Source organism: Paenibacillus athensensis (assembly GCF_004514475.2).
In the GTDB taxonomy this organism is placed as follows: domain Bacteria; phylum Bacillota; class Bacilli; order Paenibacillales; family NBRC-103111; genus Paenibacillus_AL; species Paenibacillus_AL athensensis.
In genome coordinates, this window is sequence record NZ_MYFO02000008.1 from 34026 (window position 1) to 46996 (window position 12971).

Annotated in this window: 18 protein-coding genes; all 18 read left to right on the forward strand. The window is 57.2% G+C overall.

Features of this window, described 5'->3' with window-relative positions:
- The first annotated feature begins 237 nt into the window (after positions 1 to 237).
- The 18 genes from B5M42_RS15355 to B5M42_RS15440 all read left to right on the forward strand — a co-directional run bounded on the left by B5M42_RS15355 (position 238) and on the right by B5M42_RS15440 (position 12852).
- On the forward strand, positions 238 to 891 hold the full coding sequence (locus B5M42_RS15355; protein WP_134750107.1) for a flagellar brake protein: 654 nt from the start codon (positions 238 to 240) through the stop codon (positions 889 to 891).
- Between the two features lie 66 nt (positions 892 to 957).
- Positions 958 to 1173: a hypothetical protein gene (locus B5M42_RS15360; protein ID WP_134750109.1), complete on the forward strand. Its 216-nt coding sequence runs from the start codon at positions 958 to 960 to the stop codon at positions 1171 to 1173.
- A 132-nt stretch (positions 1174 to 1305) separates the two neighbouring features.
- Positions 1306 to 1989 (forward strand): (d)CMP kinase, encoded by a 684-nt coding sequence (gene cmk / locus B5M42_RS15365; protein WP_134750111.1) that lies wholly within the window; start codon positions 1306 to 1308, stop codon positions 1987 to 1989.
- 1 nt (position 1990) lies between these two features.
- Positions 1991 to 2572 (forward strand): lysophospholipid acyltransferase family protein, encoded by a 582-nt coding sequence (locus tag B5M42_RS15370; RefSeq protein ID WP_134750113.1) that lies wholly within the window; start codon positions 1991 to 1993, stop codon positions 2570 to 2572.
- A gap of 154 nt (positions 2573 to 2726) precedes the next feature.
- Positions 2727 to 4022 (forward strand): 30S ribosomal protein S1, encoded by a 1296-nt coding sequence (gene rpsA, locus B5M42_RS15375; protein WP_134750115.1) that lies wholly within the window; start codon positions 2727 to 2729, stop codon positions 4020 to 4022.
- A 32-nt stretch (positions 4023 to 4054) separates the two neighbouring features.
- Positions 4055 to 5113 (forward strand): type 2 isopentenyl-diphosphate Delta-isomerase, encoded by a 1059-nt coding sequence (gene fni, locus B5M42_RS15380; protein WP_134750118.1) that lies wholly within the window; start codon positions 4055 to 4057, stop codon positions 5111 to 5113.
- 128 nt (positions 5114 to 5241) lie between these two features.
- Complete coding sequence (locus B5M42_RS15385) at positions 5242 to 5868, forward strand: YphA family membrane protein (protein WP_134750120.1); 627 nt, start codon at positions 5242 to 5244, stop codon at positions 5866 to 5868.
- Entirely contained in the window at positions 5868 to 6776 is a 909-nt protein-coding gene (locus tag B5M42_RS15390; RefSeq protein WP_134750122.1) for a YIEGIA family protein, read from the forward strand. The genes B5M42_RS15385 and B5M42_RS15390 overlap by 1 nt, the downstream gene beginning before the upstream one ends.
- Positions 6777 to 6956, forward strand: a complete 180-nt coding sequence (locus tag B5M42_RS15395) for a capping complex subunit for YIEGIA (protein WP_134750124.1) — start codon at positions 6777 to 6779, stop codon at positions 6954 to 6956.
- Positions 6957 to 7063: 107 nt separating this feature from the next.
- The gene (der, locus tag B5M42_RS15400; protein ID WP_134750126.1) at positions 7064 to 8389 is read left to right on the forward strand and encodes a ribosome biogenesis GTPase Der; all 1326 of its coding nucleotides are present in this window, start codon (positions 7064 to 7066) and stop codon (positions 8387 to 8389) included.
- Positions 8390 to 8404: 15 nt separating this feature from the next.
- Positions 8405 to 9004, forward strand: a complete 600-nt coding sequence (gene plsY, locus B5M42_RS15405; RefSeq protein ID WP_134750459.1) for a glycerol-3-phosphate 1-O-acyltransferase PlsY — start codon at positions 8405 to 8407, stop codon at positions 9002 to 9004.
- 48 nt (positions 9005 to 9052) lie between these two features.
- Positions 9053 to 10102 carry an NAD(P)H-dependent glycerol-3-phosphate dehydrogenase gene (locus B5M42_RS15410; RefSeq protein ID WP_134750128.1) on the forward strand — a complete coding sequence of 350 codons (1050 nt, stop codon included), beginning with the start codon at positions 9053 to 9055 and terminating at the stop codon, positions 10100 to 10102.
- An 81-nt stretch (positions 10103 to 10183) separates the two neighbouring features.
- A complete protein-coding gene (locus tag B5M42_RS15415; protein ID WP_134750130.1) occupies positions 10184 to 10465 on the forward strand; it encodes a stage VI sporulation protein F in 282 nt (93 codons plus the stop codon).
- 93 nt (positions 10466 to 10558) lie between these two features.
- The gene (locus tag B5M42_RS15420) at positions 10559 to 10738 is read left to right on the forward strand and encodes a DUF2768 family protein (protein WP_134750132.1); all 180 of its coding nucleotides are present in this window, start codon (positions 10559 to 10561) and stop codon (positions 10736 to 10738) included.
- Between the two features lie 20 nt (positions 10739 to 10758).
- Entirely contained in the window at positions 10759 to 11052 is a 294-nt protein-coding gene (locus B5M42_RS15425) for a 2Fe-2S iron-sulfur cluster-binding protein (protein WP_134750134.1), read from the forward strand.
- A 28-nt stretch (positions 11053 to 11080) separates the two neighbouring features.
- On the forward strand, positions 11081 to 11698 hold the full coding sequence (locus tag B5M42_RS15430) for a hypothetical protein (protein WP_134750136.1): 618 nt from the start codon (positions 11081 to 11083) through the stop codon (positions 11696 to 11698).
- Positions 11699 to 11731: 33 nt separating this feature from the next.
- Positions 11732 to 12088: a 2Fe-2S iron-sulfur cluster-binding protein gene (locus B5M42_RS15435; protein ID WP_134750138.1), complete on the forward strand. Its 357-nt coding sequence runs from the start codon at positions 11732 to 11734 to the stop codon at positions 12086 to 12088.
- A 20-nt stretch (positions 12089 to 12108) separates the two neighbouring features.
- Complete coding sequence (locus B5M42_RS15440) at positions 12109 to 12852, forward strand: hypothetical protein (RefSeq protein WP_134750140.1); 744 nt, start codon at positions 12109 to 12111, stop codon at positions 12850 to 12852.
- Positions 12853 to 12971: the final 119 nt, after the last annotated feature.

Here is a 12971-nt window from a genome sequence, read left to right on the forward strand (position 1 = left end):
AGCACAATAAGGTCGGTACAGCCTGCTGACAAAGCAGGCTTTTGCCGCGCCCGGGCCCCTGCGCCGCGGGACATGCGACTCGCGACTCAGACGCTCCAATGCGGCTTCTATCGCGCCGGAAGGCGGCCGGAGCCGCTTCTGCTTTTTTTGCTTCCTAAATCGTCCTGTCATGGTATAATTACTAACGTAGATCTTAGGAACCAGGATTTTGGCAGAAGAAGCGCGGAGGTGCACGTAATGCTTCCTAAAGTAAACCAGATTTTGCATTTACAGGTAAACACGATTGACGAGGAAGAAGCCAAGATCGAATATAAATCGAGAATTGCCGATATTTCCGATGAGGTCATTGTCATGGAAGTGCCGCTGAACGACAAGACGGGCCGGCTGAAGAAGCTGTATATGGGCGACGAGCTCAGCGCTTACTTCGTGTCGCAGGGCGGGGTCAAGAACTATTTTACGACGTCGGTAAGCGGCTTCAGGGAAGATGTGATCCGGCTGGTGGAAATCCGCAAGCCTGAGCCGGAGGCGATTACGCAGGTGCAGCGGCGCAGCTTTTTGCGCGTGCCGGCGGAGCTGGAGATCGCGGTCAAGTTCTCCGAGCAGCTGCAATTCGTAGCTCTGACCGAAGACGTCGGCGGCGGCGGCATCTCCTTTGTCTGCGACGGCTACATTCCGCTGGGCGTGCAGGCCCCGATTTCCTGCTGGGTGCTGGTGCCTTACAAAAACGGAGCGATTGAGCACGTTCCGCTCAAGGGAGAAATCGTCCGCGTCAAAAAACTGGAAAGCGGCAAGCAGCTGGCCATGGTGCGCTTTATCGAGATCACCGACCGGGACCGGCAGAAGCTGATTCGCTTTTGTTTCGAGCGGCAGATGGATTTTCGCAAAAGATAACGGCATGAAGGCGCGGCGATTGGGGCATACTGCGAACATAAACCAGCTTCAGGCAGGTGGCGTCAGGTGAGTTCCGATCGTAAAAGACGATTGTACGAGCAGCTGTTCATCCGGTTTTCAGCGAAGGTGGAGAAAGCGCTGATCCGGACGATGCTCGTTTTTTTTGTGTTGCTTGTAGCCGTTCAGCTGCTGCTGCAGGTTCCTTATGTCCGGCTGCATCTGACGCGAGTCGAGCAGCTGGAGGGCAAGCCGTACCGGCAAGAGCAGCCGGCGGCTCCCTAGCTGCTGCCGGACGGCTCTGTGCGGCGTTGGTCCAGATTTTGCATCTGCTACATGGCTGTGGTATAATTTTCTACGTCAGCAGGCAGTGCCTGCTTTTTTGTTCGTAAGGTACTGTTAGGAGGAAGGGCAGCTTTGGAAAAGTACAATATTGCCATAGATGGACCCGCCGGAGCCGGCAAAAGCACGATCGCCCGTCTGGTGGCGGAAGCGCTCGGGTTTGTTTATGTCGACACGGGGGCCATGTATCGGGCAGTAACGTGGAAGGTGCTGCAGCAAGGGCTGCTTCCCGAACAAAAGGACGAGGTTACGGCGCTTGCCGAACGTATCGGCATCGAGCTGGTGCCGCGCCCGGAAGGGCAACAGGTGCTGGTCGACGGCGTCGATGTGACCAGACCGATCCGCACGACGGATATTACGGATCACGTATCGCAAATCGCCAGCATTGGCGGCGTTCGCGAGGTGCTGGTCGCCAAGCAGAAGCAGATGGCGGCGAGCCGTGGTGTGGTGATGGACGGGCGCGATATCGGCACGCAGGTGATGCCTGACGCCGAAATCAAAATTTTCCTGACGGCCAGCGTCAAGGAACGCGCGGAACGGCGCTATAAGGAGATGCTGGACAGCGGCTCGTGTACGATGACGCTGGAGCAGCTGGAGCAGGATATCGCCCGCCGCGACCAGATGGATCAGGAAAGAGAAATTTCTCCGCTTGTCCGGGCCCACGACGCGATTCTTATGGACAGTACGACGATGACGATCGCGGAAGTCGTGGATGAGATTCTCGGACTTTGCAAGGACAAGGTCGGGGGTGGCATGTAGCATGCTGTATCTGATTGGCCGAGCTATGTTCCGCGTATTATTTGCGCTTTTGTTCCGGCTGCGGGCCATCGGCAGAGAGAACATCCCCGCCGAGGGTCCTGTCGTGCTGTGTTCCAACCATATCAGCATGGTTGATCCGCCGCTGCTCGGCACTCCGCTGAGCCGCAAGGTGCATTTTATGGCCAAGGCCGAGTTGTTTGACATTCCGTTGTTTGGCGCGCTGATCACCAAGGTCGGAGCGTTTCCCGTTAAGCGCGGCGGCGTGAGCAAGGAGTCGATTCGCCTGGCGATTCAGCTGTTGAAGTCCGGCAGCATGATGGGCATCTTCCCGGAAGGGACGCGCAACAGCGCGGGCGGTATGGGCAAGAAGGGCGCCGCAAGCCTTGCATTGAAGTCGGGGGCTACGGTCGTGCCGGTGGCGATTATCGGCAATTACGCGCTCTTTCGCCGCATGACGATCGTCTACGGTCCCCCGGTTGATATCAGCGCCTATTCCGGCGCGACTTCCGAGGATCTGGAATTGGCGACGGAAGCGATTATGAAGGCCATTCGCGCCTTGCATGCCGCTCACAGCGGCCGTTAACGCAAGCGGATGTATGGAAATGAAAGCTTGGAATTATACTATCCATACAAGAGCTTGGAAGTTTTTGTTTTGAACAGAGTAGACGCCACGAGCAGCTGCTTTGTGACTTATAAACTATTTATTGATAGGTTGTTTAATTGAGGAGGGTATATCCATGTCAGAAGAAGTAAAAGTACAGGATCAAGCTCAAGAAGTTCAAGAAACGCAAGAAAACGCCGTATCCCAAGCCGAAGCCGAGCAAGCGATGAGCAACGTCGCCGTGCTGAAGAAGGGCGACAGCGTTAAAGGTAAAATCGTTAAAGTCGACGCCGACCAAGCTTTCGTAGATATCGGCTACAAGTATGACGGCGTAATTCCGGTTCGCGAGCTGTCTTCCGTGCAGTTGGAAAATGCTGGCCAAGCCGTTGAAATCGGCCAGGAAGTAGAACTGCGCGTTGTGCAAATCAACGATGCGAAAGAAACGCTTGTCTTGTCCAAGCGCGCTGTAGACAGCGAGAAAGCATGGGATACGCTGCAAGCTCAAATGGACAGCAAGGAAGTTATTGAAGCAACGGTTGCTGAAGTTGTCAAAGGCGGTCTGGTCGTAGACCTGGGCGTGCGCGGTTTCGTACCGGCTTCGATGGTTGAGCGTCATTTCGTAGAAGATTTCAGCGATTACAAAGGCCGCAGCCTGCGCCTGCGCGTGAAAGAAATCGACCGCGAGAAAAACAAAGTGATTTTGTCGCAAAAAGACGTGCTTGACGAAGAGCATGAAGCGAACAAAAAACAAATCATGAACGACCTGAAAGTCGGTCAGGTGCTGGACGGTACCGTTCAACGTCTGACGCAATTCGGCGCGTTCGTGGATATCGGCGGCATCGACGGTCTGGTGCACATTTCCGAAATGGCTTGGCACCATGTTGAGAAGGCGTCCGAAGTCGTTAAAGAAGGCGATCAAGTGAAGGTGCAAGTACTGAAGCTGGACCCTGCCAACGACAAAATCAGCCTGAGCATCAAAGCAACGCAAGAAGGTCCTTGGTCCAAGGTTGACCGCGAATTCAAAGCGGGCGACATTACGACAGGTACTGTTAAACGTCTGGCGGGCTTCGGCGCGTTCGTGGAAATCGCACCTGGCGTAGAAGGCCTTGTGCACATTTCGCAAATCGCACACCGTCATATTGCCACTCCGCACGAAGTGTTGAAAGAAGGCCAAGAGGTTCAAGTGAAAATTCTTGAAATCAACACGGCTGAAAAACGCGTTTCGCTGAGCATCAAGGAAACCGAAGAGGCTCCAGCGGCTCCTGCGAAGCCGGAGAAGGAAAGACAACCTCGCGGCGATCGTGGTGATCGCGGTTCCAGCGCCAACCACCAGAAGGAAATCGCCGGCAACGAGAACGTGTCCCTGAGCAATCAAGGCATGTCGATGACGCTCGGCGAGCGCTTTGGCGACAAGCTGTCGAAATGGAAATAAGCACGCGACGCTGACAGGAAGGAGGCGGCAGAATGCGCATTTCCCGCAAGATGGAGCATGTTTATCATGCTCTGGAGCTGGGCCAATCCGGCCGGCAAGGACTAGCTGACGTTCGGCTTGCGCATAACTGTCTCCCCGAAACCTCCATGCAGCACATCGCACTTGATACGCGAATCGGCGATCTCACTTTGAGTTCGCCGATTTTCATTAATGCGATGACGGGAGGGGCGGCGGAGACCGAAAGCATCAATCGCGAGCTGGCGATTGTGGCCCGCGAGAAGGGGCTGGCGATGGCGGTCGGCTCGCAAATGGCAGCGCTCAAGAGCAGCGAGGTAGAAAGCAGCTACAAGGTCGTGCGCCGTGAGAATCCGCGCGGTGTCGTGCTGGCGAATCTCGGCAGCGAAGCGACGGTGGAGCAGGCCGAGCGGGCGGTCGAGATGATTGAAGCGAGCGCGCTGCAAATTCATCTCAACGTCATGCAGGAGCTGATCATGCCGGAGGGCGACCGTTGCTTCAGCGGCATGCTGCAGCGCATAGAAGCCATCGTCCGCAAGGTGAATGTGCCGGTGGTCGTCAAGGAGGTCGGCTTCGGTATTCTCCGCGAGCAGGCTCGGCAGCTGCGCGAGGCCGGTGTGACGATCGTCGACGTCGGCGGCGCGGGCGGCACGAATTTCGCAGCGATCGAAAATGCGCGGCGTTCCACGGCGCTAGGGTGGCTCGACGATTGGGGCCATCCGACCGCTGTTGCGCTGCTGGAGACGCTGACCGTGTTTCCGCGCGGCTCCGTCATCGCCACCGGCGGCATCACCAATGCGCTGGAAGCGATCAAAGCGCTGGTGCTGGGCGCATCGGCTGTCGGCATGGCCGGAGCGTTCCTCAAGGTGCTGCGCACGGAAGGGGTCGAAGCCCTGCACCGTTTTGCCGGAGAACTGCAAACAGGGATCACGCTACTGATGACTGCGCTGGGCGCTGAAAGCGTTGAGGCGCTGTGGAGCGTGCCGGCGGTCATTACCGGCGAAACAGCGGAATGGTGTTCGGCGCGAGGTATCGATATAACTGAATATGCAAGAAGAGCTAACCGGAGTAATTAATCGTTTTTTCGCCATACTAAGGAGCAAGCAAGCTTTCATGGACGCGCCAGCGCCTGCAGTCTGCCGATCACGGCAGGGGCGGCGCGGCGACGTTCGTGCAAGCGGCAAATCCGCAGGGTGATGAAACGATGAACTCGGGTTATTTGGCTTTTCTCCTTTTGGGCATTACGCTGATTTTGTTCGCCAGCGGCTGGAAGGAAGTGTATGTAAGAAGTATTTCGCACAAAGGCATACTTCTTTTTTTTGTCGGCTGGGCCGTCTGCTCGCGGTTTTCCGTTCCTTGGCACGGCATTCGCGTTAATTTGTCTGCAATATGGCTGACGCTGGCCGCTTTCGCGATTTTGTTGATGATGGAAGGCTTCGTGCAAAAGCTGCATCTGCTGTCGCTCGGGCTGCTACTCGGTTCATTTCATTTTCTGCTGCATCAGGTGCTGGAAATGGACCCCGTATTTGCGGTCGGCAAGGGCGGACTGGACGCGTCGCTTGTGCTCGCTGTGCTGACCTTGCTCGTGCAGCGTCAGGAGCTGGCGCAAATCGGCTGTTTGACGATTGGTTTTTTGCTTGGCGAGGGCTATGAAACGTTCATGCATCATGGCGTTGCGGTCCGGGTATACGGGGGATCCGATTTTCAGGACGAGTGGTGGGTGGCTGTATTCGCGGCCAGAACGATGACGGTTGTGCTGCAATCGCTGTATGCGGGCTGTAGCAGCTTGCTGAAGGATTGGCTTGAACGCAGAGGAGGCTGGAGAAAATAATGGATTGGGTGTTCTCGCATCGATATACGGTGGGCATCGTCGTTGGCGTGATCTTTGGCGTGCTCTCGCGGCTGAACATGCTGCGGACCGACTATCGTCAGTATCCCACGTATCCGCATGGTCGCATCATCCACATCTCGCTTGGCGTCATTGCCGCCGGTCTTGGCGCAGTCGCCGTGCCGGCGCTGCTCGACAAAAACTATACTGCCGTCACGTTTCTCGCGCTGGCTGCCCAGCAGTTTCGCGATGTGCGCAATATGGAGCGGCAAAGCTTGTCCAAAATCGACGATCTGGAGCTGGTGCCGCGTGGAGCTGCTTATATTGAAGGGATTGCGATGGTGTTTGAAGGGCGCAATTACCTCGTTATTTTTTCCGCCTTTTCGGCGGCGCTGTTTTGCATTTTGTTTGCCTGGTATTGGGGTGTGCTGGCCGGCATCGGCTCGATTCTGATCGCCAATCATTTCAAGTCCGGCAATTCGCTGGCCGCGATCGCCGATATAGCTCCGGCGCCCCTTCGTCTGGACGGGCCGGATTTGTTCGTCGGAACGATTTATATCATGAATGTCGGGTTGGAGGACAGCCGCAAGCGAATCGCCGAGCACGGCATCGGCTTTGTCGTCAAGCCGAAAAACCGCAACTGCCGGGTCACTATAGCCAATCTGGGGCAACGGCAGGCGATTTTACACGATGTATCGACGATTTTCGGCGTATACCGCGACTCGGGCGAGCCTTCGCTTATACCGATGGCCAAGCTCGACATGAATGACGGGACGCTGGCGCTGCTGCTGCTGCCCCAGGAAAAGGACGAAGCGCGCATGCTCAAGGCGCTGGAGCGCGTGCCTGTGCTGGAAAGTGCGGTGCGCATGCCGTCGGAGGCGCTGACGAATCAGAAGAAGGGGGCGGAGTAGATGGCGCAAATTGTAGCGGTCGTGGCGGTGGAACGCGACAGCGTCGGGGGCGGAGCGCCGATTTTTATCGTCAAGGATGCCGAGGAGCGGGAAAAGCTGTCATTTTCGCTGGAAAAAATTCTCGACGCGGCCGCGCACGATTTGAAAAACGGGACGATGATTCTTGTCAAACACAGCTAGCGGCAAATGGGATTAGCCAAGCCGCGGCTTTTTTGTTATGATGTAAGTTGTGAATTTTTCCATAGCTGATTGTGGAGCATGCTGTGGGAGATTAGGAGGAGCAACCAGTGGCCAGACCAGTAATTGCGATTGTAGGCCGCCCGAATGTCGGCAAGTCGACGGTGTTTAACCGGATTGTCGGCGACAGGCTTGCAATCGTCGAAGATAAACCGGGTGTAACCCGCGACAGGCTGTACGGGGTCGGAGAATGGCTGGATCAGGAATTCAGCGTAATTGATACCGGCGGCATTGAAATCGAGGGCGAAGATGCCATTATGCGTTCCGTGCGGGCGCAGGCGGAGCTTGCGATTGAGGAAGCGGACGTGATTTTGTTTATGGTGGATGCGAAGGCGGGAATGACCCCTGCTGACGAAGAAGTGGCGCAGCTGTTGTTCCGTTCGCAGAAGCCGGTTATTGTGACCGTCAACAAGGTTGACAATATGCAGCGTCAGGACGATATTTACGAGTTTTACAGCTTGGGCTTTGGAGAACCGCTGGCGATTTCCGGCTCGCACGGCATCGGTATCGGCGATTTGCTGGAAGCGGCTTGCGCTCATTTTCCCGAGCGGAAGGACGACGAGTACGGCGAAGAGGTGATTCGCTTTGCCCTGATCGGCCGGCCGAACGTCGGCAAGTCGTCGTTGACCAATGCGATTCTCGGCGAGGAGCGGGTCATTGTCAGCAATGTCGCCGGTACGACGCGCGATGCGATCGATACGCCGTTTGAGCGCGACGGCCAGAAATACGTCATTATCGATACTGCGGGCATGCGCAAGCGCGGCAAGGTGTACGAGAATACGGAGAAGTACAGCGTTATGCGGGCGATGAAAGCGATTGAACGGGCCGATGTCGTGCTGGTCGTCATTGACGGCGAGGAAGGGATTATCGAGCAGGATAAGCACGTGGCCGGATTTGCCCACGATACCGGGAAAGCGGCTATTTTCGTCGTGAACAAATGGGATATCGTAGAGAAAGACGACAAGACGATGCACCAGTTTACGCAAAAAATCCGCGATCATTTCCTGTTCATGAGCTATGCGCCGGTTGTCTACGTATCGGCCAAAACGAAACAGAAGCTGCACAAGCTGCTGCCCGTTGTCGTGCAGGTCGCCGAGCAGCATGCGCTGCGCATTACAACCTCTGCGCTGAACGACGTCATCTCCGATGCGGTCGCTTACAACCCGCCTCCGACTGACAAGGGCAAGCGTTTGCGGATTAATTATGCGACGCAGGTGTCGGTGAAGCCGCCGAGCTTCGTTTGTTTTGTCAATGAGCCGGAGCTGATGCATTTTTCGTATGAACGGTATCTGGAAAATCGCATCCGCGCTGCGTTCGGCTTTGAAGGCACGCCGATCCGCATCTTCAGCAGGAGAAAATCATCGGACGACGAGTAGTGGGGGTTGAGGAAATTGTTGTTTTCGATTCTAGCCGTAGTGGCCGGGTATTTGCTCGGCTCGATCAGCTTTAGTTATTTGTTCGGCAAATGGCTTCGCGGCATCGATATCCGCAAGCACGGCAGCGGCAATGCCGGTGCGACGAACACGCTGCGCGTGCTGGGCAAGGGCCCGGCCGTGCTTGTGCTCGTGCTGGACGCGCTCAAGGGCGTGCTTGCCGTAGCTTTGGGCTACTGGGCCAGCCCGGAGCACGTCTGGATTCACGCGCTGGCGGGACTGGCGGCGATTATCGGCCATAACTGGCCGGTTTATTTCGGCTTTCGCGGCGGCAAAGGTATTGCCACGACTGTAGGGGTCATGGCGACGCTGGCGTTTCTGCCAACGCTGATTGCCGGTCTTTGCGCCATTGTCATCATTGCGCTGACGCGCTTCGTTTCGCTGGGCTCTCTTGTGCTTACTGCACTCTTACCGTTTTTGCTGCTCGGGATGGGCCGTCCGCTGGCGTATGTGATTTTGGCTATGTTGCTTTGTGTATTCGCTTTCGTGCGCCATCGCACGAACATCGTCAAGATGATCCAGGGCAAGGAAAACAGGCTCGGCTCGAAAAAGGCGTAAACAACGGGCGCAAGTCGCGTTGTATGCTGGCAAGGAGGGACTTGTACATTGACATTATCAGGCAAAGTGTCGGTGCTGGTAGCGGGAAGCTGGGGAACGGCGCTCGCATCGGTGCTGGCGGATAATGGAAGAGACGTGCTGCTGTGGACGCGCAATGAGCAGCAGGCTCGCGAAATTAATGAAACGCGGCGCAATCGCCGTTTTCTCGGCGATATCGAGCTGTCGGCCCGCATGACGGCGACCACGTCGCTGCAGGAGGCCGTACAGGGGGCGGAAGCCGTTGTGCTGGTCGTGCCGTCGGCGGGGATGCGCGAGGTCGCGGCGGCAATGCGGCCGCATCTGGGCAAGGACACGTTGGTGATTCACGCGACCAAAGGCTTCGAGGCCGGGTCGCTGACGCGTATGACCGACGTCATTGCCGGCGAGCTGCCGGACTACGATCCCAAACGGATCGTCGTGTTGTCCGGCCCAAGCCATGCCGAGGAGGTCATCCGCCGCTGCCCGACGACGGTCGTTGTCGCGGCGCAGGAGCTGTCTGCGGCCGAAGCGGCGCAGGATCTGTTCATGAACGGGTACTTCCGCGTCTATACGAACCCGGATGTGGCGGGCGTCGAGGTCGGCGGCGCGCTCAAGAACATCATTGCGCTTGGCGCAGGCCTAAGCGATGGACTTGGCTTCGGCGATAACGCCAAAGCGGCGCTGCTGACGCGCGGCTTGGCGGAGATCGCCCGGCTTGGCGCGGCGATGGGCGCGAACCCGCCGACGTTTGCGGGCCTGGCCGGCATCGGCGATTTGATCGTGACGTGCACGAGCCGTCACAGCCGCAATTGGCGCGCCGGCTATATGCTGGCCCAAGGCGATCCGCTTGAGCGCGTGCTGGAGCAGATGGGCATGGTCGTCGAAGGCGTCAAGACGACGAAAGCCGCGTATGAGCTGTCGCGCCGTTATGGCGTCGAGATGCCGATCACCGACGAGCTGCACAGCGTGCTGTTCGCCGGCAAGCGGCCGAAGGACGCCGTTGGGGATCTGATGGGCCGCGTCCGCACGCATGAAATCGAGGAAGTCGCCGACACCGGAGCGACAAAATGGCTGGAATAGCCGGGAGCCTACACAACAAGCAGGCCGCTTTCATAGTATACCTTAGCTGGATCAGTTCAAGGTACTAAGGAGGCGGCTTCGTTGGCTAATAAGGATTTTTCCAAAGACGTGCTGAATGTGGTCAAGAAAAAAACGGGCAAATCCGTTACCGGACAGGATATTCAAAAAATCGCCAGCGGCGTGAAGCCATCTACGCTGCAAAGCGAGACCCAGCTTCGCCAGCTGATCAAGCAGGTGTCGTCGCTGGTGAATGTCAAAGTATCGGAAGAGACCATCAATGAAATTGTTCAGGCGGTCAAAAGCAGCAAGCTGGATACCAACAATATGCAGCAGCTGATGAGCATGATGCTGGGCAAAAAATAAGCGTAAAGGGGCTTCCCCTTTATGCTTTTTTTCATGCGCTATGGTATAATAAATGGCAGTCTTTTTATTAGCCAAGCGTTAGGAGAGCAAACGATGACAAGCATGGATAAAATGTGGGCTTCGCTGATCGCGATGGGATTGATGGCGGTAGCCTCTGTTCTCATTACATATGCAAGAAGGCGCAAGAGCCCGGTGGTGCGCGGCATCTTGTCGCTGATTGCGTTTTTGCTGTTTTTACCGATCTTGCTGCTCATGCTCGTTTCCCTGACGTAAACGAAAGGAATCGGTCATACATGCTGGAATTGAAAGCGCGAGGAATGCAAAAAAACGTTGGAGCCGAAACCGGCTTGACGCTGCTGGACATGGCGATCAAGCACGACGTGGCTTGGGGCTTCTCCTGTACGCGGGGCACGTGCGCCCGCTGCCGCTGCTATGTAGCGGCCGGCAGGGAGCATCTGGCAACGCCGACGGAAGCCGAGGAGTCGCGACTAGAGCCGGAGGAGCTGGAAGCTGGCTACCGGCTGGCCTGCCAATGCGTGATTCGCGAACAGGGCGACATTTCCGTAACTCACAAGCCTTACTTCTAACATTGCATGCGGAAAGGTGTGAACCTGCGTGAGCCTGACGATTTCCTTGCAGGATGCGATTGGCACGGTCAGCCGTTTGCTGGCGCCTACGGGCGTCCGCTGGCTGATTGGCGGCAGCAGCGGCCTGATTCTGCAGCGCGTGGCGCTCGCCGGCGAGCCGCGCGATCTTGATCTGTATATAGACGGAAGCGACGTGGCGGTGGCATACGGAGCGCTGCGCGACTATGCGCTGGATGTGCCGTTTTACAGTGAAACGGACATCTACGCGTCGATTTTGAGCCATTATGAGGTCGCGGGTGTGACGGTGGAGCTGGTCGGCGCGTTCCGCGTTGCGGCCAACGGCTCGACGTATCAAGTGGAAGCGGGCTATTTGTGGTCGAAGTGGGCCGCCCAGATCACGCAGCAGCACATGTCGGACGGCGGAGCATCAACCATCAGGCTGACGCCGCTGGCACACGAGCTGCTGTTCAATTTGCTGCGCGGGCGAGCGGACCGCTATGAGCCGATCGCCGAGGCGATGCGGCGCGACCCGGCCAGCCATATGGCTGCGCTTGCCGCTTTGCTGGCCCGCGGCCGCTGGAGCGAGCAGCTGCTCGGCCAACTGGCCGATTTGGGACTGACTGCCGGCGGCGCAGCGGCGCGCTAGGGCAACGAGCGTTTATTTTGCACAAAATGAGGGATGGCGATGGCGCAAACGGAAGTGCGTTTTGCCCCGGGTAACAAAAAGGTCCAGGTTCGTCCGGGCGCCACGCTGCTGGAAGCCGGACGCAGGGCACAGGCCGGGATTCGTTCGCGCTGCGACGCGAAGGCGGCTTGCTTGATGTGCAAGCTGCTGGTCGAGGACCAAAGCGGACTGACGCCGCCGAATCAGAACGAGATTCTCAAGCTCGGGATGGAGCAGCTGGCGCAAGGCTATCGGTTGGCGTGCCAGGCGCGCGTCACGGGCCGCGTTGAAGCGCTTGTGCCCGAAGACCCGCTCAAAGCGGCCATTCGTGCGCAGCTGGCCCGGCAGCAGGACGACGACGATTTATTTTAAGACGCTACAGGAGGTTTGGCATGTGGAGGCAAATGAACCGCGGTTTGCGCGCAGGCGTGCTGGCGCTGGCGCTGCTGCTTGTGTTAAGCGGCTGTGCGTACCCGCAGGAGATGCGGCAGGAAAATAAAATCAATCCGGCGGAATTTATTACCGTCGTGCAGCAGGCGATCGATCAATATCACGAAAAGCACGACGTGCTGCCGATCAAAAACAGCGATATGAATACGCCGCTTTACGAGAAATATGTGATCGATTTCGGCAAGCTGCAGCGAGCCAATCTGCTCAGCTCCGTGCCGGCGAACGCGTTCGAAAAGGGCGGCATTTTCATGTATGTGCTTGTGAACCCCGAGACAAAGCCGGAAGTCAGGCTGATGGATTTGAGCGCCTATCAGTCCGCGGGCGATGTCGAGAAGCTTGCCGCCGATTATCAGGCCAAGCATGGCGGTCAGCTGCCACTGGGCTTCCAGGCGGCGCCCGGTTTTTATTACGTCGATTTTGAAAAGCTCGGCACGAAGGCGCCGGAGATCAAGTCGGACTACAACCGGCAGAACACGTACAGCTACCTGATTCAAGAAAAGACAGGCGTCGTCATGCTCGACTACGGTCCCGATCTGATGAAAGTGATTGAAGCGAAGGGGCTGCAAAACGCGTTGGAGCCGGGCCGGGACTTGCGCGAGCTTCTGGTTGCGGATTCCTTGTTCGTGCCGACGCGCAGCTTCGCCTATCATTGGAAGGACGGCGCGCCGGTTCCGGCAGCCGAATAATGACAGCGCCAGATCGGCGCACAACGAAAGTCCTTGGGCTTCCTGCGGGAAGCGCGGGGGCTTTTTTGCTATTTTTGCAAGCATAAGGCCCATCCATCCGGCATATATTTTTTCAGAGG